Here is a 23,038-nt window from a genome sequence, read left to right as displayed (position 1 = left end):
CACTGTCGACCGACCGGGCGGCGCTGGCAAAGTCACAAACCGGACGGAGCTGTCCGGTCGCGGCGAAGTCGATTAGGTTCAGTAATCGTGCCTACGCCGGTGCCGCCGTTGTTCGCCGGGCTCGTCGACGATGCGTCCATCCTGCCCCCGGCGATGGGTGGTGTCACCGAGTCGCTGGTCACCCATCGCAAACACCAGGCCGCCTGGTACGCCCCGCTGGTGGGTGCCCTGCTGCTGCCCGCGACCAGTGCCGACGGGGAACCCCGCGTCCGGGACCTGCCGGTGGCCGTCGTCAACGACGCGACCATCGCCGGGTTGCCGATCGCCGTCGCGAAGCTGCGCGCCGCCGGAGCCGACGTGCGCCAGGTCGAAGCGCTGGTCGCGCGCCGGGGGGAAGACCCCCAACCCGGGCTGGGTGCGCTGCTCGAGCTCGCCGGAAGTGCGAAGAACCTCCGGGTGTACGCGGAGATTCCGTTGAGTTGGGGCCTGCTCGCTGCGCTCGACACTGTGGCTGCCGCCCGTACCCAAGGCTTGCCGATCTTTCCGAAATTTCGGGTCGGCGGCCTGGCCGCCGAGCTGTTCCCCACCCCGGTCGAACTGGCCGCGGTGATCTGCGCGTGCCGGGACCGGGGGCTGTCGTTCAAACTCGCGGCGGGACTGCGGCACGCGTTGCGGCACACCGATCCGGAGACCGGCTTCACCCACCACGGCTTCCTCAACGTCCTGGTGGCCGCCGCCTTCGCGGACGAGGGTGGGGAAGTGGCCGAGGTCGCCGAGGTGCTGGCGGCGACCCACCCGCTGCCGCTCGTCGAACCGGCCCGGGCCCGGCGTGACGACGAACGCCCCCTGTGGGTGGGGTTCGGCGCGGGCAACGTGTTGGAGCCGTTGACCGAGCTGATCCGGCTGGGACTGATCAGCGATGGCCGCGCCAGCGGAAAGAGCGCGGATCGGTAACCGGAATGTCTGTCTTCGGCGGACGAGTCGCCGTACCGTGTACGCGGGAGGTCACGCAATGTCCACGGTCGCGGTGACACGGTTGGTCGAGGCGCCGATCGCCGACGTGTGGCGGGTCTTCACCGACCTGCCCCGCCGCTGCGAGTGGCTGTCCACGGTCACCCGGGTCGAGCTGCTGACCGGCGGGACGTTCGGTGCCGAGACAGCGTGGCGCGAGACCCGCACGATGGTCGACGGCGGAGAGATCACCGAGGAATTTCGGGTACGCGAGTGCGTGGCCCCCGAGCGGTTCGTCGTCGCGTCCCCCGGGATCGGCGCCGACTACCGGATGACCTACACCTTCGTGCCCGTCGTCGAGGGCCGGCACCGGGGCGACACGATGGTCACCGTGGTGCAGGACGGTGCGCCGACCGCCCCGGCCGGACGGTTCCTGGCGTTGGTCTTCGGCGGGCTCGCCGCGCGTACGGTCGAAGGCGCACTCCGCCGCGACCTGGACGACCTCGCCGCAGCCGCCTGACTGCCCGCGGGGTGAACCCGGACATTACTGTGCCGAGGGTGACCCGGAACCTGTTGCGCGCCTTCGCGGCCATCGTCGTGCTCGCGGCCGGCGGTCTGATCAGCTGGCGGGTGCTCGGACCCGCCGAAGTGCTCGAAGCCGCTACCGGGTCCTACCCGGTCTCCTCGGTGCTCGCACCCGGCGTCACAGGCAAGAGCATGATGGCGCCGCTGATCGTCGACGGGCGGGTTCGGGTGTTCGCCGGGCAGCGCATCGTGAAGGCGGACGGCCCGGTCGAGACGCGCAAGATGCGCACGCCGTACTGGTCGTTCCGGCGCTGGCCGGCCCAGGTCAGCGGCGTGGTGGCGGTCGGCAGCACCGTGGTGAGCCGGTGGACCGACGGGGAATTGGTGGCGCTCGACGCGCGGACCGGCACGGTCGCCTGGCGAACGCCGGGACCGGCAGGGCCGGAGTTCGCCGGACGGACCGGGGCCGAGCCGGTCTGGGCGCCGCCCGGGCTGCACGTGGCGGGCACCAGCGTGCTGGTCGCGTCCGGGCTGGAACTGCTGGCCTGGTCGGCCGCAGACGGCTCCCGACGCTGGAGTGCCGCCATCCCCGCGGGCTGCGCCGACGACTCGTTCGTCACCGCCGGGGGACGCTTCGTGTGCGCTGGCGGTGCCTGGGACGTCCTCTCCGGCGAACCGGTGCGCGGCTGGCCCACCGGCCCGTCTGCGCCGGTCGGCTGCGACGTGGCCCGTTCGGCGTGCCAGGGGCTGCGGGACGCCTCGGGCCAGGGTTGGCTCGCCGCAGACCGCCGCCCGGCACGCGCTCCGGCCCTGGACCAGGCCGGTGCCACCGCTGCGGGCGGGGTTGTCCTGCAAACCTCCGACGGCGCGGTCACCGCCTCCGGCACGGCCACTTGGCGGTGGGTCGGCACCGCCCAAGTGCTCGGCGTACGGGCGAACAAGGTCGTCCTGCTCACGCCGGAGTACGAGCTGGTGACCCTGGATGGGCGTACCGGAACGCAGCTCGCACGGTTCCGGGCCTACGTGAGCGACGAGGCGAAAACGCCGTGGAAGCCGCACCTGTGGCAGGTGACTGACACCTTCGTGGCGATCGAACGACTGCGCCCGACCGCAGGTGCTGACCCGGACGAGCACGACCACTACTACACGATGGACCCGGAGCTCGTCGCCGCGATCTAGCTAGCCCAGGTTGGTGAGCAGGGCGGTCCAGGCTTCCTCGGCGGCACCGGCCAACGGGCCGTCGTCGCCGAGCGTGGCTGCCCACACCGGCGGGGGCGAGGCGCGACGGAAGCCCATGAGGCCGGCCCGGTACGCCTCCTCGATCCGGTCGGGGGCGGCAGTCAGCAGGTCCACCCCGAGACCGCCCAACGTCACGAGATCCGGGTCCAGACCGTTGACCAGGCCCGCGATGCCCCGGCCCAGCGCGGCTGCCACGGTGGCCGTGGCGGCGGCCGCCTCTGGGCTGTCCGAGGTGATCACTCGGCGGGCGTACGAAATGGCGTCGCGGGGTTGCTCGTGGCCCAGCAGGCGCGCCAAGGCCGAGCCTGCGACGGCCGTGCCCCAACAGCCGTAGGCGCCGCACGGGCAGCGGACGGCCGGGTCGCCGAATGGCATGTGCCCGAACTCGCCGGCCGCGCCCAGCGCGCCCACGAGGACCTGCCCGCCGTTGACGACGGCGCCGCCGAGCCCGGCTTCGATCCGCAGGTGCAGGGCGACAGACGCGCCGACGGCGACGCCGCGGTGTGATTCGGCCGAAGCGGCCAGCGTCGCGTCGTTGCCCGCCACGAAGATCTCGGCGCCCGGCCAGGCGGCGGCCAGGTCGACGTCATGCCAACCGAGGTTGCTGGCATCGAGCATGAGATCGCGAGAGACCGTGCCCGGCACCGCAATGCCGATGCCGCGGATCCGGCCGGTGAATCGGCGGCGCAACTCGGCGACGGCCGCACCGATGGCGGCGACGACCGCCGTGCCGTCGCGACCGCCCAGCTCTTCGCCAGCGGTGGCGAGGATGCCGCCGCCCAGCTCGACGATGTCGGTCCGCCAGGCTTCGTGGGTGATGGACGCGGCCGCGATCAGTGGCCCGCGCGGATGCGGAATGAGCGCGGTGGTGGGGCGGCCGCGCGCCCCGCTCGGGGCCGCTGGACCCTCGGCCAGCAGCTCGGCCTGGCCCAGCCGCCCGACCAGCTCGGTGGTGGCGCCGGTGCCGACGCCGATCAGCCGGGCGGCATCGGCCCGGGTGACACCGGGTCGGGCATGCACCACCCGTAGCAGCTCGGTTGCGCGCGTCGTCACACCGTTTCCCCCTTCTCGTGCTCCCCTTTCCCATCCTCGCGCTGCCTCGGCGGTTCCGGGTGGCGGCGCACGGCGTCGACCCGCCCGGCTCGCTCCGCCGGGGGACGGCGGAGCGAAAAGCCGGTCAGGAACGGGAGAATGTGCCGGTCAGAGCGCCGACTCGGCCGCCGCGAGGAACGCGTCGTTCTCCTCGGGTGTGCCGATGGTGACCCGGACGCCGTCGCCGGCGAACGGGCGCACGATGACGCCGCGCTTCTCGCAGGCCGCGCCGAACTCGGCTGCCCGGTCGCCGAGCGGCAGCCAGACGAAGTTGGCCTGACTCGTCGGCACGTCCGGGAGGAGCTTGCGCAGCGCCTCGGTGACCCGCTCCCGCTCGTTGATGATGATCGCGCAGCGCCGGGTCACCTCGGCCTCGGCGTCCAGGGCGGCCAGCGCGGCCGCCTGCGCGACCAGGCTGGTCGAGAACGGGGTCAACACCTTGCGGATCGCCCCCGCCACCTCGGGCTGGGCCACCAGGAAACCCATCCGCAGGCCAGCCAGGCCCCAGGCCTTGCTCATCGTGCGCAGCACGACCACATTCGGACGATCACCGTACGTGGCGAGGCCGTCCGGAACCTGATCGTCGGTGACGAACTCGCGGTAGGCCTCGTCCAGCACCACGAGCACGTCGCTCGGCACGGTGTCGAGGAACCGGTCCAGCTCGGCCTTGCGGACGCTGGTGCCCGTCGGGTTGTTCGGGTTGCAGACGATGACCAGCCGGGTCCGGTCGGTGATCGCGTCGGCCATCGCGGTCAGATCATGGGAGTGCCCGGCGGTGTTCGGCACCTTGACGCTGGTCGCGCCGATCCCCGCCGCGATGATCGGGTACGCCTCGAACGAGCGCCACGAGTACACGATCTCGTCGCCCGGCAGGCAGGTCGCCTTGGCGAGGATCTCCGCCAGCGCGACCGAGCCGCAGCCGGTGACGACCCGGTCGCCGGTGACGCCGTACCGGCTGGCGAGGCGGTCGCGGAGCTGGACCACGCCCATGTCCGGGTAGCGGTGCGACTGGGTCACCGCGGTGGCTACCGCCTCGGGCACGCCGGGCAGCGGGCCGAACGGCACCTCGTTGCTGGCTAGCTTGATCGCTTCGGCGAGGCCGAGCTCGCGGGCCACGTCGGCGACGTTGCGCCCCGGCACGTACGCGGGCAGGGCGTCGAGGTCGGCGCGGGTCAGCCTGGTCATCGTTGTCCTCCGGTGGAATCGTCAGCGTTCTCCGGCGCGGCCGGTGTGGGGTGCTGCGCATTGCGGCCGGGCGGCACGGCGACCACCACCGTGCCGGCCGACTTGTCGTGCAGGGCCTGGTGCAGTTGCTGGTCGAACAGCACCGAGCCGGAACCGATGAGCTGGGCCAGGAAGCCGACTCCGTAGCAACTCCACAGCGGGGTCCACACACCGAGCCGACCCCAGCGCCGGAACGCCCGACCGAACCCGAGCGGGGTGGTGTCCTCGAGCTTGACCACCCGGACCCCGAGTAGCCGCTTGCCGAAGGTCTGACCGTTGTTGGCGAGCGCCGGAACCTCGTACGCGAACCACAGCGCGGTCGCCACCAGCAGCATGGTCAGCATGATGTAGTTGGCTTCGACCGGCGCCTGCTGCGGCGGGGCGAGCGGGTCGGCCATCCCAGCCCGCAGGATCGGCGCCACCTGCAGCCACCACTGGTACGCCAGCCAGCCGTTCACCACCACGTTGAGCAGCAGCACGGCGGCGATGTCGACAAGTCGCGCGACGAGCCGACGACCGAGCCCGGCCAGTGGCATGCCGTGCGGGCGGGCCTGCACCGGATAGGGGTAGAGCATCCCGGGCGGGACCCAGCCGGGGGGTGGTTGCCAGCCGGCGGGCGGTGCGGGGTAGCCGGGCGGCGGTTGCCAGCCGGCGGGCGGTGCGGGGTAGCCAGGCGGCGGCTGCCAGCCGGCGGGCGGCGCGGGATGCCCCGCCTGCGGTGCGGGGTACCCGGGGGGCGGTTGCCAGCCGGGCGGCGGTGCGGGGTAACCAGGCGGCGGGGTCCAGCCGGGCGGCGGCGTGGGATAACCCGGCGGCGGCGTCCAGGCCGGACCGGGCTGGCCGGTGCCGGGTTGACCAGCGGCGGGCTGGCCGGCGGCTGCCTCGGGTGCCGGGTTGGTCGGCTCCGGCTCCGGTTCGGCGGGCGGCGGGCCGTCGGGCGGCTCCTGGTCCGCCGGGATTGGCTTACCCAGCCAGCCTTCGCCGTCCCACCAACGCTGGGTTGACGGGTCGGCGGGGTCCTTGTACCAACCGGCGGGAAGCGAACTCATGGCGCAACCTTTATCACGATGGTCTTGGCGACCTTGTCGTGCAGGGTCTGTTGCAGCGGTTTGTCCCACAGTTGCCAGAGCCCGTCGAGGACGCTGAGGAACGGCACCAGGAGTCCGCCGACGAACTCCAGGAGGTAACGCTTGGCGGCCATGCCCCGGGTCAGCTTGGCGCCCGGCTCCAGCGGCACCACGCGGACCTTCATCAGCTTTTTCCCGAGGGTCTGACCGCTGCGATACATCATCTCGACGTAGTAGAAGTAGTACGCCACCATGATGACCACCAAGAAGCCGAGCTCGAGCAACACGAACGGCAGGAAGAACTCGGTGAAGACCTCCGACTCGGATAGCTGCTCCACGTCGCCCGGCTGCGCTTCGAGGCTGGAAATCGTGCTGAAGACGAACCACACCAACAGTGGTGTGAAGAGCGCCAGCGCGGCGGCGGAGGCGATCATCGAGTCGATGAGGTAAGCGAGAAGTCGCGTGCCGAAGTCGGCGAGCGGGCGACCGTCCGGGCCCAGCGGCACGGTCGGCGGCCGCCAGTCGGGGACCCCGGGCGGCGCCGGCCAGCCGGGCGGCACCGGACCCGGCGCGCCGGGCGGCGGCCAGCTTGGCGCGGGATGGCCCGCTCCGGGGGATTGGTTTCTCGCATCGGTCACCGGAACAGTGTTACAGGTTTATGCCCAGCGCCCGTGCGCGCTGGACGGCTTGGGTCCTCCCGGGCGCACACTGTGCATTCGGTAGGGTCTACAGGCACTATGACTGTGCAAGATGTCCATCTCGACGCCCTCGATGGCCGGATGCTCGCCCTGCTCGCCACCGAGCCGCGGATCGGCGTCCTCGAGCTGTCCCGGCGGCTGTCCGTGGCCCGCGGCACCGTGCAGGCCCGGCTGGACAAACTGATCGCCCGCGGCGCCATCCGGGGCTTCGGTCCGGACATCTCGCCCGCCGCCATCGGCTACGGGGTCACCAGCTTCGTGACCCTGGAAATCTCCCAACGGTACGGACACACCGCCGCGACCGAGCACCTCGCCGAGATTCCGGAGGTGTTGGAGGCGCACACGATCACCGGCAGCGGTGACCTGCTGTGCCGGATCGTGGCCCGGTCCAACGCCGACCTGCAGCGCGTGATCGACCAGGTGCTCGCGTACGAGGGGATCATGCGGGCGTCGACGATCATCGCGCTGGCTGAGCAGATCGCATATCGGACGACACCGCTGGTGCGGGCAGCCAGCGGCAGATAAGCCATCGACACGGGCGTATCGGGCTGCCCGGTTCGTCGTGTTGATCTCGTTACCGTGTCGGCGTGGCAGCCGGCGGTCCGAGTCCCAAGAGCATCGCGTTCGTCGGCGTCGTCACCCTCATCGTGCTCGCCACCACCGGGGTGTGGAACCCATTCCCTCGGCTCTGGACCTGGATCACCCAGACCGATCCGATCGCCGCGGACGCCGCGAGCTGGCAGACCGCCATCGGTGGCTCCCCGCAGACCGTCACCATCACCGGCGGCACGGTCGTCATCGAATACCGCACCTCCATCGAGGCGTACGGGCTGACCGGCGGGGTTCCGCTGTGGAAATCCGACGCCGACTGGGCCGGAGTTGTCGGGACCGGCCCCGACGCGGTCGTCGTCACCGGCCGGATGCTGACCGCCGGATACGAGGTACTCGACCCGGCCACCGGGCAGGTGCGGCGCAAAGATCCGGCCGCCAAAGCCGTCTGGACGTATTCCGACGCGCTGCTGGACCTGCGTTGTCCCAGGTCGAACGAGTGTGAGCTGCGAGCCTGGGACCCGCGTGGCACCGAACCCCGGTGGCAGGTCGCCGCGCCCGGCATCGGCTTCGTCCTCGACGCCTCCAACCCCGACCTGCCCGACACCCAGCCGCTGGGAGCCGCTGGCGTCGACAGGCGAGCCGGTGGCCCCGGCGTGCTGCCCCACCTGATCGGACTGCCCGGCGACGGCAAGGTGCAGATCATCGACACCGCCCAGGGGCGGGTGGCGCAGACCCGAACGGCCGACCACAACCAGCGGATCGCGGTCGCGGGCAGCCGAGTGCTCACCGTGACCGGCGAGAGCCGCGACGGCACCTGCTACTACGACGTCATCGCGCACGCCTCGGACGCTGGCCGGCCGGTCTGGCAACGAGAGGGGCTCAACCTGCGGACCGCCGGCGACGGCAACGCCTGCGAACAGGACCGGGACCCCGCAGGCGGCTCCAACGTGCTGCTCGGCGTCGGCCCGACCGGCCGCGAGGAACTGATCTCCGCCCACGACGGCCGAGACCTGTGGCGTGGCGACAAGGGCCAGCGGGTGTTCGCCGTCGACAACTCGTACGCCCTGATCCGCAGCGCTGACGGGAAGACGCTCAGTTCGTGGTCCTTCAGCCGCGGGGAGGTGGCGTGGCGCCGAGCTGCCGGCCCGGAGGCATCGGCGGCGCTGACCCCGTACGCGGCGATCGTGGTGGAGCAGAAACCGGCCCGGATCGTCGCACTCAGCCCGCGCACCGGGAAGGTCCTCACCGAGGCCCGGACCGACGCGAAGGTCTTCGCGGCCGGGCCGGAAGGTTTGATCTTGGTTTCCGGGCGGGACATGGCCTACCTTCCGTACGGTTCGTCACCCGCACGGTGATTGCACCGGAATGTCGGCCTCACCCCCGTGGTTCGCACCGCCGGCCGGTGCTGGCCTAGGCTTGCCCGTCATGGGCGCTTTCTCGTACTCGCCGCTGCTGCCGACCGGCGAGGACACGACCGAGTACCGGCTGCTCTCGGACGAGGGCGTGGACGTGGTCAACGGACCCGGCGGCCGGCGGTTCCTCACCGTCGACCCGGCCGTGCTGACCCACCTCACCGCCGAGGCCATGCACGACATCGCGCACTTCCTGCGCCCCGCGCACCTGGCCCAGCTGCGAGCCATCATCGACGACCCCAAGGCCTCTGCCAACGACCGGTTCGTCGCCCTCGACCTGCTGCGCAACGCCAACATCGCCGCCGGCGGCGTGCTGCCCATGTGCCAGGACACGGGTACGGCCATCGTCATGGGCAAGCGCGGCCGGCACGTCCTCACCGACGGCGCCGACGAAGAAGCCATCGCGCTCGGCGTCTACCAGGCGTACACGAAGCTGAACCTGCGGTACTCGCAGCTCGCACCGCTCACCATGTGGGACGAGAGGAACACCGGCTCCAACCTGCCCGCGCAGATCGAGCTGTACGCCGAGGACCCGGGCGGACAGCCGGACGCGTACAAGTTCCTGTTCATGGCTAAAGGCGGCGGCTCGGCCAACAAGTCGTACCTCTACCAGGAGACCAAGGCGCTGCTGAACCCGGCGCGACTGATGTCGTTCCTGGACGAGAAGCTGCGGCTCATCGGCACCTCGGCCTGCCCGCCGTACCACCTGGCCGTGGTCATCGGCGGCACCAGCGCCGAACACGCGCTCAAGACCGCCAAGCTTGCCAGCGCCAAATATCTCGACAACCTGCCCCGCGAAGGCTCGATGACCGGGCACGGCTTCCGCGACGTCGAACTCGAGGCGGCGGTCCTCGAGCTCACCCGCGACTTCGGCATCGGCGCCCAGTTCGGCGGCCGCTACTTCTGCCACGACGTCCGCGTCATCCGGCTGCCCCGGCACGGCGCCTCCTGCCCGGTCGCCATCGCGGTGTCCTGCTCCGCCGACCGCCAGGCCCTCGGCAAGATCACGCCGTCCGGCGTGTGGCTGGAACGCCTCGAGCCCGACCCGGCCCGGTTCCTGCCCGACGTCACCGACGAGTCGCTGGAAACCGACGAGGTGGTCCGCGTCGACCTCAACCAGCCGATGGACGTCATCCGTGCCCAGCTCGCCAAATACCCCGTCAAGACCCGGCTGTCGCTGACCGGCCCGCTGGTCGTCGCCCGCGACATCGCCCACGCCAAGATCGCCGAACGCCTTGACGCCGGTGAGCCCATGCCGCAGTACCTACGCGATCACGCGGTCTACTACGCCGGCCCGGCCAAAACCCCCGAGGGCTACGCCTCCGGCTCCTTCGGCCCGACCACGGCCGGGCGGATGGACGCGTACGTCAAGCAGTTCCAGGCGGCTGGCGGCTCCCTCGTCATGCTCGCCAAGGGCAACCGCTCCACCCAGGTCACCGAAGCCTGCCAGAGCTACGGCGGCTTCTACCTCGGATCGATCGGCGGCCCGGCGGCCCGGCTGGCACAGGACTGCATTCGGCACGTCGAGGTGCTGGAATATCCGGAACTCGGCATGGAAGCGGTCTGGAAGATCGACGTCGAGAACTTCCCCGCCTTCATCGTCGTCGACGACAAGGGTAACGACTTCTTCGCCGACGTCACTCGCCCCAAGAACGTCCTGCAGATCGGCAAGGGCGGCTAGCCAGCACCCCGTCAGCAGGTAGTCGGCGGACGCCTCCCCGGCGGCGACCTCTCAGGCGCATTGGCCGACGACCGGTGCGATCCACGTCGTCATCTCGCTCTGCACGACCTTGTCGAGGTCCTTTTCCGACTTGATGCCGGCGAAGAACGAGGCCTTAGAGGCGCTCTCGGAGAGGCGGGTTGCGGTGGACGCGCCTGCTGCCTTGAGGTCGGGGTCCTGGGCAGCTGTGGTTTCCTTGCGCACCTCGGCCGCGACGGTTTTGAGTTCCTTTGCCGCCGCTTTCTCGGCGGCCTTGGCGTTGTCGGCCTGCTTGGCTTCCTTGTACGCAATCATCTTGCCCAGCTCGGTGCCGAAGCCCTCGAGGTCGCCGTCGAAGATCTTGTCGAGCTTGGCGCAGATCCGCTTGGTGTCCGCGGAGTAGTCCGGCGGCGGCGTGGTCGCGGCAGTCGTGGTCGCGACGGGGGCGGCCTGGGTGGGGGCCGCGGATTCGGGACCGTCACTGTTGCCGCAGGCTGATCCGGCGAGAAGTAGACCACCCGCGGCCGCGGCGAGGAGGGTGCGTCGCATGGCAAATCCTGTTCGTCGGGGGGGAGACCAAACCCTCGGGACGATACTTCCGCCTCCGGGCAGCGTCCAACCGCTGTCATCCTCGCGAACGTGAACGGCTCGCCCGCGTCGGGCGGACGAGCTGCGCATTCGCTGCGGGCGGAGCTGGGCCGATGAGGGGGTGGTGCGGATCATCTGCAGCCGGCGCCTGCCGGGGGCAGGATGGTGGGGTGACGACTGACGAGAGTGGCTTTCGGATCGAGCGCGACACGATGGGTGAGGTTCGGGTGCCGGCTGCTGCCCTGTGGCGGGCGCAGACGCAGCGGGCGGTGGAGAACTTTCCGATCTCCGGGCGGGGGCTCGAGCCTGCGCACATTCACGCGTTGGCCCGGATCAAGGGTGCGGCCGCGCAGGCCAATGCTGCGTTGGGGGTGCTGGATGACGATCTGGCGAAGGCCATTGCTTCGGCTGCGGCTCAGGTGGCTGAGGGCGGCTACGACGACCAGTTCCCGATCGATGTTTTTCAGACCGGTTCGGGCACCTCGTCGAACATGAACACCAACGAGGTGATCGCCGAGCTGGCGTCGCGCGAGCTGGGCCGGCCGGTGCACCCGAATGACCACGTCAATGCTTCGCAGTCGAGCAATGACGTTTTCCCGTCGTCGATTCACCTCGCGGCGACCGGGGCGGTCACCGCGGACCTTATTCCGGCGCTCGAGCATCTTGCGGCGGCGCTCGGCGCCAAGGCCGAGGAGTGGGCGCAGGTCGTGAAGTCCGGCCGTACCCATCTCATGGATGCGACGCCGGTCACCCTGGGTCAGGAATTTTCCGGGTACGCGGCGCAGGTGCGCTACGGCATCGACCGGCTGACCGCCGCGCTGCCGCGGCTGGCTGAACTGCCGCTCGGCGGGACCGCGGTGGGGACGGGCGTGAACACCCCGCCCGGGTTTGCCTCGGCGGTGATTGAGCGGTTGCGGGAGCTGACGGGCTTGCCGGTGACGGAGGCCGGTAACCATTTCGAGGCGCAGGGTGCGCGGGACGGCCTGGTGGAGGCTTCCGGGCAGCTTCGGGTGGTCGCGGTCAGCCTCTACAAGATCGTCAACGACATCCGGTGGATGGGTTCGGGGCCGCGCGCCGGTCTGCGGGAGCTGCGGTTGCCGGATCTTCAGCCCGGGTCGTCGATCATGCCGGGCAAGGTGAATCCGGTCGTACCCGAATCGGTGCGTCAGGTGGTCGCGCAGGTGATCGGCAACGATGCGGCGGTGGCGTTCGCCGGCACGCAGGGCGATTTCGAGCTCAATGTGATGCTGCCGGTGCTGGCTCGCAATGTGCTGGAGTCGATCAAGCTGTTGGCTGCTGCCGCCCGGATGCTGGCCGACCGGTGCATCGCGGGCCTGGAGGCGGACGAGGAAGTGACCCGGGCGTACGCGGAAGGGTCGCCGTCGATCGTGACGCCGCTGAATCGCTACCTCGGCTACGACGAGGCCGCGGCGATCGCCAAGCAGGCACTCAAGGAGAACAAGACCATTCGGGCAGTTGTCATCGAACGCGGACATGTCGCTAACGGAGCGGTGACCGAGGAACAGCTCGACGCCGCTCTGGACGTCCTCCGGATGACCCGTCCGTGACCGAACGCTGACAGAAGAAAACGATCAACCCTTGTAAATGATCGTGCTCTTCGATGGGATGCGGGGATGAGAAGACGCTTAACGGCTGGGGCCGTCGCCACCGCGACGAGCCTCGCAGCCCTCCTCGTTGGACTGCCGAGCACTCCGGCCGCGGCCGCTGCCAGCACCGAATACACCGTTGTCGCCGATGACGGCGTCTCCGCCGCCGACGCGATCGCCGCGATCACCGCCGCCGGCGGCACGGTCGTCAGCAGCAACACCGCTGTCGGCACCTTCAAGGTCACCTCGTCCGCTGGGGACTTCAAGGCCCAGGCCGCGCGCTCCGCAGCGCTCATCGGTGCCTCGGCCAACAAGCCCATTGGGTACGCCCCCAAGACAGCGCCCGCCATCGAGCAGCCGGTCGCCGACGCCCTGCGCGGCAAGGGTCCGCGTGGCGTGAAGACCCCCGACCCCCTCGACGACAAGTTGTGGGGTCTCACCATGATCAAGGCCGACAAGGCCCGGAAGATCGAGAAGGGTGAGCGGGGTGTCACGGTCGGCGTCCTCGACACCGGCCTCGACGCGTCCAACCCGGACCTTGCGCCCAACTTCAGCAGCAAGCTGTCCCGCAACTTCGCCCCCGACCTGGTCGACGTCGACGGACCCTGCGAGGTCGAAAGCTGCCTCGACCCGGTCGGCACCGACGACGGCGGACACGGCACCCACGTGGCCGGCACGATTGCCGCCGCGGCCAACGGCACCGGCCTGTCCGGCGTCGCGCCGAACGTCACGCTGGTCGAGCTCAAGGGCGGCCAGGACTCCGGCTACTTCTTCCTCGCCCCGGTCGTCAACGCCCTCACGTACGCGGGTGACGCCGGTCTCGACGTGGTCAACATGTCGTTCTACGTGGACCCGTGGCTCTACAACTGCACGGCCAACCCGGCGGACTCACCCGAGGCGCAGGCCGAGCAGCAGGCCATCATCACCGGCGTGAAGCGGGCGCTGAACTACGCCCACAAGCGCGGTGTCACGCTGGTCGGTGCGCTGGGCAACCAGCACGACAACCTCAACGACCCGCAGGTCGACACGACCAGCCCCGACTACGGCGGCACGCCGTACGAGCGGCCGCTCGACAACAAGACCTGCTTCTCGCTGCCCGCCGAGGGCCCGCACGTCATCGGCGTCTCGGCGATCGGCCCGTCGACGTCGAAGTCGCACTACTCCAACTACGGCACCGAGCAGATCGGCGTCGCGGCGCCGGGCGGCTTCACCCGGGACTTCTTCGGTACGCCGCAGTACAACACCTCGGCCAACAACATTCTGTCCACGTACCCGCTGGCGGTTCTGCAGAAGAACGGGACGGTGGACGCCGACGGGAACCCGACCAGCCCGAACGTCTTCAAGGAGTGCACGGCCGACGGTAAGTGCGGCTACTACACCTACCTGGCCGGCACCTCGATGGCCTCGCCGCACGCCGCCGGTGTCGCTGCGCTGATCGTCAGCCGGTACGGCCACCGCGACTGGTGGCGGGGCGGGCTCACGCTCAACCCGAAGATCGTCGAGTCGATCCTCTACCGCTCGGCGACCAAGACGGCCTGCCCGGAGCCGCGGCTGCGGAGCTACGTGCAGGAGGGGTACAGCACGGACTTTGACGCGTACTGCGACGGGGACAAGAACTTCAACAGCTTCTACGGGCACGGCATCGTTGACGCGTACAAGGCGGTCGGCGGGCGCTGAGTCCGTACCTGTGGAAAAGGTTGTGGATAACCGCCCCGCCCGGCCACTCGGACGGGGCGGTTGTCCGCTTCAGAAGGTCGGTACCCTTACCGGGTGACGCTGAGGCTGTATGACACCGCGACCCGATCCGTCCGGGACTTCGTCCCGAAGACGCCCGGTCAGGCCGGCATCTACCTCTGTGGTCTCACCGTCCAGTCCGTGCCCCACATCGGGCACCTGCGCAGCGGTGTCAACTACGACGTCCTGCGGCGGTGGCTGCTGCACTCCGGCTATGAGGTCACCTTCATCCGCAACCTCACGGACGTGGATGACAAGATCCTGGTCAAATCGCAGCAGACCGGGCAGCCGTTCTGGGCCATCGCCTACGCCAACAAGATCGTCCTCGACGGCGACTACCGCGCCTTGAACGTCTTGCCCGCGACCTACGAGCCGCTCGCTACCGGGCACATCCCGGAGATGCACGAGCTCATCGGCACGCTCATCGACGGCGGCCACGCCTACGAATCGGCCGATCAGAGCGGCGACGTCTACTTCGACGTGCCCAGCTACGCCGATTACGGCGCGCTCTCCGGGCAGAAGCCCGAGGACATGCTCGCCCACGACAACCCGGAACGCTGCAAGCGGCACCCCAGCGACTTCGCCCTGTGGAAGGGCGTCAAGGCCGACGAGCCCACCGACGCCTCCTGGCCGTCGCCGTGGGGCCGGGGCCGGCCCGGCTGGCACATCGAATGCTCGGCGATGGCCCGGCGCTACCTCGGCGACGAGTTCGACATCCACGGCGGCGGGCTGGACCTCACCTTCCCGCACCACGAGAACGAGATCGCCCAGTCCAAGGCGGCCGGGCTGCCCTTCGCTCGCTACTGGGTGCACCACGCGCTGCTCAACCTCGGCGAGGCCAAAATGAGCAAGTCGCTGGGCAACGTCATCGACGTCGAGGCGGTTCGCGCGATGGGCATCCGACCCGTCGAGTTGCGTTATTACCTCGGCGTGCCGCACTATCGCTCGCGGATCGACTATTCGGACGACGCCCTGCGTGAGGCGGCGACGGCGTACAAGCGGATCGAGGGCTTCGTGCAACGGGCCGTCGAAGTGGTCGGCCCCGGCCGGCCCAAGCAGGTGCCCCCGGCGTTCAGCGCGGCGATGAACGACGACCTCAACACCTCGGCGGCGCTCGCGGTCGTGCACGACACGATCCGTGACGGCAACACGGCGCTGGCGGCGGGCGACGAGACCGGCGTCCGCGCGGCACTGACCGAGGTACGGGCCATGCTCGCCGTCCTCGGCCTCGACCCGCTGGACGAGGCCTGGGGCGGCACCGAGACCGGCGGCGACCTCAAACCGGTCGTCGACTCGCTGGTCGCGCTGGCGCTGGAACAGCGCACGCAGGCCCGTGCACGCAAGGACTGGGCGGCGGCCGACTCGGTCCGCGACCAGCTCAAGAACGCGGGAATTCAGGTGGAGGACACTCCGACCGGGCCGCGCTGGACGGTAGGAGAGCAGCACTGATGCCAGGAAATTCCAGTAACGCGAGCAAGCGGAACACGTCCAAAAAGGGCGCGGCCATGGGCTCCGGCGGCAAGAACCGCGCCAGCCTCAAGGGCCGTGGCAAGACCCTGCCTGCCGACGAACGGCCGTGGCACAAGGGCTACTCCGGCACCGAGAAGCTGCCCGAGAAGACCGCCCGCAAGCAGGAGAAAGAACGCCGCGCTGCCGCCGCCGAGGGCCGAGCGCCCAAGATCGGCATCCCGGGCTCCAAGGACACCACCTGGGGTCGCGGCGGCGGCCGCGGCATCCCCGGCCCGGCCCCCAAGCGCGGCGGCGCCCGCATGCAGAGCCGCGGCCCGCGCATCGCCCCCGGTCGCCGCTCCAACCCGACCCGGGAAGGTCCCGAGCTGCTGCTCGGCCGCAACCCGGTGGTCGAGGCCCTGCGCGCTTCGATCCCGTCCACCGCGCTGTATGTGGCACAGGGCATCGACATCGACGACCGGGTCAACGAGATCGTCCGCACAGCCGGTGACCGCGGCATCCCGATCCTGGAGATCGGCCGGGCCGAACTCGACCGGATGACCGGCGGAGTGCTGCACCAGGGCATCGGGCTGCAGGTGCCGCCCTTCGCGTACGAAAACTTCGACGACCTGCTCGCAGCGGCACTGGAACAGCCCGCACCGCTGCTCGTGGCCCTCGACGGCGTGACCGACCCCCGCAACCTCGGCGCGGTGATCCGATCCGTGGCCGCCTTCGGTGGGCACGGCGTCTTCTTCCCCGAGCGCCGCGCGGCCGGCATCACCGCAACCGCCTGGCGCACCAGCGCGGGCGCGGCCGCCCGGGTGCCGGTCTCGCAGGTCGTCAACCTGACCCGCGCGGTCAAGGCCGCCCAGCAGGCCGGCTTCACGGTCATCGGCCTCGACGCGGACGGCGAGACGGACCTCTACCAGCTCGAGGCGGCGGTCGGTCCGCTGATCGTGGTGGTGGGCTCCGAGGGCCGCGGCCTGTCCCGCCTGGTCGGCGAGACGTGTGACCTTCGGGTCAGCGTTCCGATGGCTTCCGATGTGGAGTCCCTGAACGCGAGCGTCGCCGCCGCGGTCACCCTGGCCGAGGTGGCCCGCCGCCGCATGTACGGCTGATCCACCGACTTCTCACCGGCCGGGGCGTGCGAACGTCCCGGCCGGTTCGCGTCTGTGCACTGATCGGAAGAGCGCACCGCTTGGCGGCGGGGTGACATCCCCGAGGACGCTCGGCCTTGGCTGTTCGCCGTGACCCGCCGGAGCATGGCCAGCCGGGCCCTCGGCTGGCTGCGGCGTCAGGCCCTCGACGTACGCCTCGCCGCTGCGCCACCTGCCCGACGGAACCGCCGCCAGCGTTGACTGGAACGGATCTGGAAGCGCAGGCGACCGCGAGGTGCTGGCCTTTCGAGGGGCTTACCTCCGAACAGGCGGCCGCTGTCCTTGGCTGTCGGCGGTCAATCGGTGGCTTCGGCGGTGAGTGCCCAGGTGGTCCTCTGGATGGGGTCCTCCATCGCGAGGTGCAAGTAGTTGCTGTACTCGGTAGGCCTTCGCCAGGTGACGCACCGCAGACGTTCGACGAACGCGGGTACGGGGTCGCCGCCGGCCATCACTCGTAGTACCCGCCACAGGGCGAGCCGGCCCAGCGCCTGGCCGGCGTAATTTGTTGTGGCGGAGGGCCCGATGCCGGTGGACAGGTGCACCAGGTGTCCGTACGCCAGGGCGAACGGCACCTCGGTCGCCCGGCACGCCTCCCGATCGGCTGCTACCGACGAGGCGGCCTGCCAGGCGGTCCCGCGGAAGGCGTACGCCCTGATCGGCTTGTGGGGCTCATTCAACCCATCCAGGACCGGAACGGCGGGGTGTTCCATCTGCTCCAGAGAGGCCACCGACAGCGGAACGCCGCCGGGCAGGTTCTCGATCAGCCAGTGCGGGAAGCACCACTCGATGCCACCGATACGGCTGTGCACCGAGTATTCGGGGATATCCCACTCGGGATCCCAGTGGGCGGACTCCCACGGCTCCAGCCGCAGCGGGACTTCCGCCTCCATGACTCCACGAAGGTCCTCGCCGTGCAGGACCCGGGTCTGGGCGACCAGCTCGCGTACGCGCGGATGGGTCAGGTGCGGGGCGAGTTCGCGCCACGGCCGGTGAGCGATCACTTCCCACAGCGGGCCGATGAAGCCGTGATCGTCGGGGTAGAGCTCGGCCGCGGCGGCAGCCAGGGCCGGCGATCCGTGCACGGCAACGGCGTGCGCGGCTGCGCGTCGCTCTTCCGCAGCTACCGGGTCGTCGGTCTTGTCGTGGGCGGCCATGCCGAGAAGATCTATCCAGCGGCCGGCTTCGATCAACTGCAGTCTGTTCCGGTACAAGTCGTTCGCCGTGGCCATCAGTTCATCCTCGCGCGCGGTCCTGCACGATGTCGAATCAGGCCGGGTCAGGGCAATGAGTGGGACGACATCGGCGATCTGGAACACTTTATACGAAACGGGAGCCGAAATTGAAGGCATCCCCGGCCGCCAGGCCGGGAATGCCTTCAATTCAGAAATAGGTCACAGCAAGATTGGAGGGAATGGCGCCTTCACGTCACCCCCTTCTCCCGCTAAGGCCTTCTGCCAACGGGGAAGGCGGTCTCCACCACCCATCCGCGCTTGTGATTTTGCTTTCCGACCCAGGTAAGAACAACGCGGTATCTGTTACTACTGTTGACGATCTGGCCGTCAGGCGTTGCCACAACCCCCAGCGATTCATCACCGAAGGTTCCCTCGAGTGGTACTGATAGGTCCTTCTGGGACGGAAATGGCTGCGTGGCCTTAACTTTCCAGTTTTGGATTTGTTTAGCATGCGCGGGGCTGTTCAGCACATAATTGATGACCTCTTGGGCCTTCGCCTGATCCTTCCAGCGCCCGACGTCGTGCCCCTTTGCCTTCGCTCGATTTTTGATTGTCTCATCATTAGGAGTGATGTGCCTATCCTTGGTGTGTGCCGGATCGGCCTTGCCAGGAATCGCCACACCCTCATCAGCGTCCAGCTCGCCGCAGTTGTGCACCAAAACCGGTGTGCGCTTGGCCAGCACATAGTAAGTGTGGAAGTCGTCGACGGAAAGGTTGTATACCCGGGTGATTTTGGTGCGTTCGCTCTTTCCGACGATCCGTACCGCGGCGCCCTTGTCGTCGACCAGTTTGGTGCCGGCGGCCAGATCCTTTGCGGGAACCCAGGATTTGCGCGCGGGAACCCAGAAGGGGTGGGAATCCGTAGCGGAGATCGTCGCGTTGCCACCCTTGCCGTTGACCTTGAGGTCAACGATGTCCTTCTTCCCGAAGCTGGTGATCGTGGCGGTCACCGCGCGAGCGCCTGACTGGCCGAATACTGGGTCCTTGGCGAGCACTTTGTCGCCAACTCGCAGGTTCTCGATCTTTTTGCTTCGGCCGCCAGTGAGCAGGACCCGGGTGCCGGGAACGAAGCTGTTCGGGCACTTGCCTTTCCGGCGAATTTTATCGATAAGTTCCTTGATGCCGCGAAGCTTGTCGGAGTTCTTCCAGCCCTTGAGGCCGGTGCCGAGCATTCCCACGCCCGGGACGGCCGCGCCGAGCGACAGCAATCCGCCGACGAAGTCTCCTCGGCTGAAGGAGACACCCGCATCGATGCCGTCGCACACCTCACCGGCCCCGGGGATGAGACCGCAACCCATCAGCACGAACTGGAGCATGTCCAGCATGACCTCTTCGTTCTCGCCGACGAACGACTTGAGGTCAGCGAGCATCCGGCAGCCCGGTGCGTCCGGGGTCTGCGCGCACTTGGGCTGATCGATCAGCGCGAGCGCGAAGTCCTTGTAGACCTTGAGGCATTCCATCGAGAGCGCGGACACGTCGAGTTCAAGGCAGCCCCAGGTCTTGTGGTCGTCAGCGGCGCTGCCTACCCCGTCGGTGCCGGTGCCCGGTGCCGTGCTGCGCTGCTGAGCCTCGTACTCCCTGAGTCTCGTGGTGTAGATAGTGGCGGCTTCCTTCGCGGCGACATCTGCCGCTGCGGCGTCGTTCTTGGCTGCGTTGGCAGACTCGCGAGCGTCTCGCTTGGCAGCGTAGGCGGCGTCAGCAGAAACACGGGCGCGCTGGGCTGCGGCAGTCGCGGTAGCGGCGGATTGTGCTGCGGCGTTAGCGCTGGCCTGCGCCGAGGCCGCGGCCTGCTTCGCCTTGGTCGCCGACTGCGCCGCCTTGTCGGCCGAGGCCTTCGCTTCGGCGGCGGACTTCTTGGCGTCGTTAGCGTATCCGGCGGCCTTGTTCGCGTAGCCGGCCGCATCGGCCGCTGCCTTGTTCGCCTCGGCTGCCTTGCCCCACGCGTCCAGTGCCGCCTTGTTGGCGTTGGCAGCATCAGCGAGGGCTTTTTGCGCGTACTCCTGGGTTTGCATGACCAGCGCGCGAGCCGCCTGCACGTGCGCGACTTGTTCCGCGTCGCGCTGCGCTGCCTGGTAGCGCGAGGTGGTCAGGAAGTACGACAGGTGGGACTTGGGGCCCGAAAGGGCGACCTGGGCTGCGGCCTTGACCTCGGGGCCGCCGGTCTCCATCACCCGGTAGATCTCAATGCGGTCGTCTGCCGCCCGAGCGGTGTGCTGTCCTTCGCGCAGGAACTTGTGCAAGTCTGCGGGGGTCCCGCCGAGTGCCGCCTCCGCGGCATTCTTGACGTTCGGGCCAGGCGCCGCGTTGAGGATCGCATAGATCTGAGTGCGGTCCTTGACGACTTTGCCCGCGTAGTTGCGGGTGCGCAGGAACTTCTCCACCGCGGCGTCGTCGCCCTCAAGGGCGGTCTTGGCGGCAGTCTTCTCCGCACCGTCCGGCAGGGTGTCGACCAGACGCCACACCTTCGCCCGGTCGTCCTGACCGACCGCGAGCCGGCGTCCCTCGGCCAGCCAGGACCGCACCTCGATCTCACCGCCGGCCAACGCCTCCTCCGCGGCGGCCTTGGTCCACTCGCTACCGGTGGTCAGCAGCGTAACCGCAGCCTCACGGCTCTTCTGGAGCATGACCTCCGTCGTGGCGCCCCCGGCCGCCGCCTCATCCAGCAGCTGACGAGTGCCGGCGTCGATGCGGTCTTCCTCCGCTGTGTCCCAGACCAGCTTCTTGTTCCAGGCGGCCGCCTCACCACCCTTGGCCTTCTCCTCGCCCTCCAGACGCAGGGCGTCCTGTGCTCGCAGGATGCCCTGCTCGGTAGCTTCCGCAAGACGGGTGGTGTCGTCTTCCCGCGCCAGCTTTTCCACGTTGACGGCTTGCTCGACGGTGGCCACGGCCATATTCGCGGCCTCGGCCGCGGCCGAGGCATGCTTCGACGCCTCGGTCGCGGACTTCTCACCCCGTTCCGCTGCCGCCGCCGCTGCGTCCGCCGCATCCGCGGCCTTCTCGGCGTGCGCGGCGGCCTGCCGCGCGTAGTTGAACGCCTGGTCCGAGGCGACTGCCGCCTTGCGTGCCAGCGCGACAGCTCGTTCGGCAGCGCGAGCCGCCGCAGCTGCCGCTCGCCGGGCATCCGCGGCCGCCTGACGCGCCCGCGCCGCCTGCTCCTCCGAAACACCCGCCTGCGCACCAGCATCATCGGCCGCCGCGGCTGCCTCATCCGCGTCGGCGCTGGCGCCCCTGGCCGCCTGCGCCGCCTTCGCCGCTTCGGCCAGCGCCCGATCACGCTCTACTCTTACCTGGTCCAACTCGCGAGCTTCTTCGCCGCGTCGCGAGCTGCCTCCGCGGCCAGACGCGCCGTCCGCGCGTCCCCGGCACCCGACCGCGCGTTGGCGGCGGCCTGCTGCGCCCGGGCGGCCGCCTGCGCCGTCGCCGCCGCCGCAGCGGTCGCCTTCTGCGCCGCATCCGAGGCGATCCGCGCCGCCCTCATCGCCGCGTTCGATGCGCCGACCGCCTCGCGGGCGGCAATCGCGGCACCCTTGGCCGCGTCTGCGGCACGGCCGGCAGCCGCGTCGGCCTTCTTCGCCGCACCACCGGCAGCCTTGGTCTCGGCGGCCGCGGTCTTGGCGGCCTTCTTGGCCTCCGAAGCAGCATTTGCCGCCCGGTTCGACGCGCCCGTCGCCGCGAGCGCCTCTTTTGCAGTGGTCTCGGAAGCCTGCTTCGCCTGTTGCGTCAGACTCTGCAGCGACGCCAGCTCCTGGTCCCGGGCCCGGGCCACGAACTGCCCGTAGGACAGGAACTCCTGCAACTGCTCAGAACTGCCCGCCAGCGCATCCTGGGCTGCGGAGTTCAGCACCGGGCCGCTGTTGTTCGGCCCGCCGGTCAGCATCCGCGTCGCCGAGATCCGGTCGTCGGCCTGGACCGCCTTCGCATACCCGCTCGACAGGAACTTCTCCAGGTCCTCTGGAGAACCACCGAGGGCGGCCTGTGCCGCGGCCTTCGCCGTGGGGCCACCAGCCTCCAGGATCCGCGTCACCCGGATGCGTTCGTCGGCGTTCCAGCTGGGAATCCACCCCTCGTTGACAAAAGCACGGGTCTCCTGCGGCGACGTCGCGATCGCCTTCAGGGCCGCCGCGCGCATCGTCGGACCGTCCATGCCCGCCAGGACTTGTGCCGCCGCCAGCTGATCTGCTGCGAGCGCCTCTTTATAGGTGGTCTTGAAATACTGCTCCAGGTCCGCTGTGGACCCCGTCAAGGCGGCCTCGGCAGCCCGGCGTACCGAGGGCCCACCCGTGATCAAGTCCGAGATCGCGGTACCGCGATCCACCACCACGGTTTCGGCCGCCGCCGGTTCCGGCGGGGAGACGAACGTAGCGGCTAAAACGAGGCTCAGCGCGACAGCTACGCCGCGCCGGGATGTCATTCGCCCGCTGCCGGACCTGCCGGCCGGGCGAGAAAGTCCAAACATCTATGCTCCATGGTCGATTGAGAGATAGCAGCCGGCCGCCCGCGAGGGGACGGCCAGATCTGTTTCTCCCCTACAGCAGCCAGGTGAGTCCGGGCGCGTCATTTACCGTCGGTTACCGACCGTCCCTGGTCGGTGTTGTCGTTGCAGTGCTGTTGCAGCAGATGAGCTCCCGCTGCCCCGACAGGCGAGGGCGGTCAGGAAGGACATAAAGGTGAGTCACGAGTGCGAAAGATCAGGGGTGGTGTTTCTCCTTCTGCGGTTGCAAGCCCCCTGGAATCGCGATCGGGGCGGCTATGCAGGCCGGTGAGAACTCATGTGCAAGCTTTTAGGGAATGGCTTGTCCACCATTGCGGGTG

18 protein-coding genes are annotated in these 23,038 nt (G+C 69.5%); 10 read left to right on the top strand and 8 right to left on the bottom strand.

Going from position 1 to position 23,038, the window contains the following annotated elements; all coding sequences use genetic code 11:
- Positions 1 to 153 precede the first annotated feature (153 nt).
- From ACIA1L_RS12290 to ACIA1L_RS12280, 3 genes are read left to right on the top strand one after another with little or no spacing between them, the layout of a single operon-like run.
- Positions 154 to 954: a hypothetical protein gene (locus tag ACIA1L_RS12290; RefSeq protein ID WP_396073048.1), complete on the top strand. Its 801-nt coding sequence runs from the start codon at positions 154 to 156 to the stop codon at positions 952 to 954.
- A gap of 58 nt (positions 955 to 1,012) precedes the next feature.
- The gene (locus ACIA1L_RS12285) at positions 1,013 to 1,471 is read left to right on the top strand and encodes an SRPBCC family protein (protein WP_396072723.1); all 459 of its coding nucleotides are present in this window, start codon (positions 1,013 to 1,015) and stop codon (positions 1,469 to 1,471) included.
- A 38-nt stretch (positions 1,472 to 1,509) separates the two neighbouring features.
- Complete coding sequence (locus ACIA1L_RS12280) at positions 1,510 to 2,655, top strand: PQQ-binding-like beta-propeller repeat protein (protein WP_396072722.1); 1,146 nt, start codon at positions 1,510 to 1,512, stop codon at positions 2,653 to 2,655.
- Here ACIA1L_RS12280 and ACIA1L_RS12275 read toward each other — a convergent pair whose 3' ends face one another.
- The 4 genes from ACIA1L_RS12275 to ACIA1L_RS12260 all read right to left on the bottom strand — a co-directional run bounded on the left by ACIA1L_RS12275 (position 2,656) and on the right by ACIA1L_RS12260 (position 6,736).
- Positions 2,656 to 3,768 carry an ROK family protein gene (locus ACIA1L_RS12275; RefSeq protein ID WP_396072721.1) on the bottom strand — a complete coding sequence of 371 codons (1,113 nt, stop codon included), beginning with the start codon at positions 3,766 to 3,768 and terminating at the stop codon, positions 2,656 to 2,658.
- Positions 3,769 to 3,915: 147 nt separating this feature from the next.
- Positions 3,916 to 4,992 (bottom strand): histidinol-phosphate transaminase, encoded by a 1,077-nt coding sequence (gene hisC, locus ACIA1L_RS12270; RefSeq protein ID WP_396072720.1) that lies wholly within the window; start codon positions 4,990 to 4,992, stop codon positions 3,916 to 3,918.
- The gene (locus ACIA1L_RS12265; RefSeq protein ID WP_396072719.1) at positions 4,989 to 6,080 is read right to left on the bottom strand and encodes an RDD family protein; all 1,092 of its coding nucleotides are present in this window, start codon (positions 6,078 to 6,080) and stop codon (positions 4,989 to 4,991) included. The genes hisC and ACIA1L_RS12265 overlap by 4 nt, the downstream gene beginning before the upstream one ends.
- The gene (locus ACIA1L_RS12260; protein WP_396072718.1) at positions 6,077 to 6,736 is read right to left on the bottom strand and encodes an RDD family protein; all 660 of its coding nucleotides are present in this window, start codon (positions 6,734 to 6,736) and stop codon (positions 6,077 to 6,079) included. The genes ACIA1L_RS12265 and ACIA1L_RS12260 overlap by 4 nt, the downstream gene beginning before the upstream one ends.
- 99 nt (positions 6,737 to 6,835) lie before the next feature.
- On the opposite strand from ACIA1L_RS12260, the gene ACIA1L_RS12255 reads away from it, so the two are divergent.
- From ACIA1L_RS12255 to ACIA1L_RS12245, 3 genes are all read left to right on the top strand, one after another.
- A complete protein-coding gene (locus ACIA1L_RS12255) occupies positions 6,836 to 7,321 on the top strand; it encodes an Lrp/AsnC family transcriptional regulator (protein WP_396072717.1) in 486 nt (161 codons plus the stop codon).
- A gap of 62 nt (positions 7,322 to 7,383) precedes the next feature.
- Complete coding sequence (locus ACIA1L_RS12250; protein WP_396072716.1) at positions 7,384 to 8,703, top strand: hypothetical protein; 1,320 nt, start codon at positions 7,384 to 7,386, stop codon at positions 8,701 to 8,703.
- A 70-nt stretch (positions 8,704 to 8,773) separates the two neighbouring features.
- Positions 8,774 to 10,441 carry a fumarate hydratase gene (locus ACIA1L_RS12245; RefSeq protein ID WP_396072715.1) on the top strand — a complete coding sequence of 556 codons (1,668 nt, stop codon included), beginning with the start codon at positions 8,774 to 8,776 and terminating at the stop codon, positions 10,439 to 10,441.
- 51 nt (positions 10,442 to 10,492) lie between these two features.
- Here the strand turns inward: ACIA1L_RS12245 and ACIA1L_RS12240 are convergent, their stop codons facing one another.
- Positions 10,493 to 11,008, bottom strand: a complete 516-nt coding sequence (locus ACIA1L_RS12240) for a hypothetical protein (protein WP_396072714.1) — start codon at positions 11,006 to 11,008, stop codon at positions 10,493 to 10,495.
- A gap of 209 nt (positions 11,009 to 11,217) precedes the next feature.
- On the opposite strand from ACIA1L_RS12240, the gene ACIA1L_RS12235 reads away from it, so the two are divergent.
- The 4 genes from ACIA1L_RS12235 (at position 11,218) to rlmB (ending at position 16,955) form a co-directional block, all read left to right on the top strand.
- Positions 11,218 to 12,615, top strand: a complete 1,398-nt coding sequence (locus ACIA1L_RS12235; protein ID WP_396072713.1) for a class II fumarate hydratase — start codon at positions 11,218 to 11,220, stop codon at positions 12,613 to 12,615.
- Between the two features lie 66 nt (positions 12,616 to 12,681).
- A complete protein-coding gene (locus ACIA1L_RS12230; protein ID WP_396072712.1) occupies positions 12,682 to 14,331 on the top strand; it encodes a S8 family serine peptidase in 1,650 nt (549 codons plus the stop codon).
- Positions 14,332 to 14,424: 93 nt separating this feature from the next.
- On the top strand, positions 14,425 to 15,837 hold the full coding sequence (gene cysS / locus ACIA1L_RS12225; protein ID WP_396072711.1) for a cysteine--tRNA ligase: 1,413 nt from the start codon (positions 14,425 to 14,427) through the stop codon (positions 15,835 to 15,837).
- A complete protein-coding gene (gene rlmB, locus ACIA1L_RS12220; RefSeq protein ID WP_396072710.1) occupies positions 15,837 to 16,955 on the top strand; it encodes a 23S rRNA (guanosine(2251)-2'-O)-methyltransferase RlmB in 1,119 nt (372 codons plus the stop codon). The genes cysS and rlmB overlap by 1 nt, the downstream gene beginning before the upstream one ends.
- 335 nt (positions 16,956 to 17,290) lie before the next feature.
- On the opposite strand, the gene ACIA1L_RS12215 is transcribed toward rlmB, so the two are convergent.
- From ACIA1L_RS12215 to ACIA1L_RS12205, 3 genes are all read right to left on the bottom strand, one after another.
- Positions 17,291 to 18,223: a hypothetical protein gene (locus ACIA1L_RS12215; RefSeq protein WP_396072709.1), complete on the bottom strand. Its 933-nt coding sequence runs from the start codon at positions 18,221 to 18,223 to the stop codon at positions 17,291 to 17,293.
- Positions 18,224 to 18,435: 212 nt separating this feature from the next.
- Positions 18,436 to 21,522 carry a polymorphic toxin-type HINT domain-containing protein gene (locus ACIA1L_RS12210; protein WP_396072708.1) on the bottom strand — a complete coding sequence of 1,029 codons (3,087 nt, stop codon included), beginning with the start codon at positions 21,520 to 21,522 and terminating at the stop codon, positions 18,436 to 18,438.
- Positions 21,510 to 22,469 carry an ALF repeat-containing protein gene (locus ACIA1L_RS12205; protein ID WP_396072707.1) on the bottom strand — a complete coding sequence of 320 codons (960 nt, stop codon included), beginning with the start codon at positions 22,467 to 22,469 and terminating at the stop codon, positions 21,510 to 21,512. The genes ACIA1L_RS12210 and ACIA1L_RS12205 overlap by 13 nt, the downstream gene beginning before the upstream one ends.
- Positions 22,470 to 23,038: the final 569 nt, after the last annotated feature.

Origin of the sequence: Actinoplanes sp. NPDC051859, assembly GCF_044452725.1 — a bacterium.
GTDB lineage: Bacteria > Actinomycetota > Actinomycetes > Mycobacteriales > Micromonosporaceae > Actinoplanes.
This window is presented reverse-complemented; position numbering and strand designations above follow the sequence as displayed.

Excerpts from the sequence above, each read along its gene's own strand:
- ACIA1L_RS12290 (WP_396073048.1), top strand. The coding sequence starts at position 154 with ATGGGTGGTGTCACCGAGTCGCTGGTCACCCATCGCAAACACCAGGCC.
- ACIA1L_RS12285 (WP_396072723.1), top strand. The coding sequence starts at position 1,013 with ATGTCCACGGTCGCGGTGACACGGTTGGTCGAGGCGCCGATCGCCGAC.
- hisC (WP_396072720.1), bottom strand. The coding sequence starts at position 4,992 with ATGACCAGGCTGACCCGCGCCGACCTCGACGCCCTGCCCGCGTACGTG.
- ACIA1L_RS12265 (WP_396072719.1), bottom strand. The coding sequence starts at position 6,080 with ATGAGTTCGCTTCCCGCCGGTTGGTACAAGGACCCCGCCGACCCGTCA.
- ACIA1L_RS12255 (WP_396072717.1), top strand. The coding sequence starts at position 6,836 with ATGACTGTGCAAGATGTCCATCTCGACGCCCTCGATGGCCGGATGCTC.
- ACIA1L_RS12245 (WP_396072715.1), top strand. The coding sequence starts at position 8,774 with ATGGGCGCTTTCTCGTACTCGCCGCTGCTGCCGACCGGCGAGGACACG.
- ACIA1L_RS12240 (WP_396072714.1), bottom strand. The coding sequence starts at position 11,008 with ATGCGACGCACCCTCCTCGCCGCGGCCGCGGGTGGTCTACTTCTCGCC.
- ACIA1L_RS12230 (WP_396072712.1), top strand. The coding sequence starts at position 12,682 with ATGAGAAGACGCTTAACGGCTGGGGCCGTCGCCACCGCGACGAGCCTC.
- rlmB (WP_396072710.1), top strand. The coding sequence starts at position 15,837 with ATGCCAGGAAATTCCAGTAACGCGAGCAAGCGGAACACGTCCAAAAAG.
- ACIA1L_RS12215 (WP_396072709.1), bottom strand. The coding sequence starts at position 18,223 with ATGGCCACGGCGAACGACTTGTACCGGAACAGACTGCAGTTGATCGAA.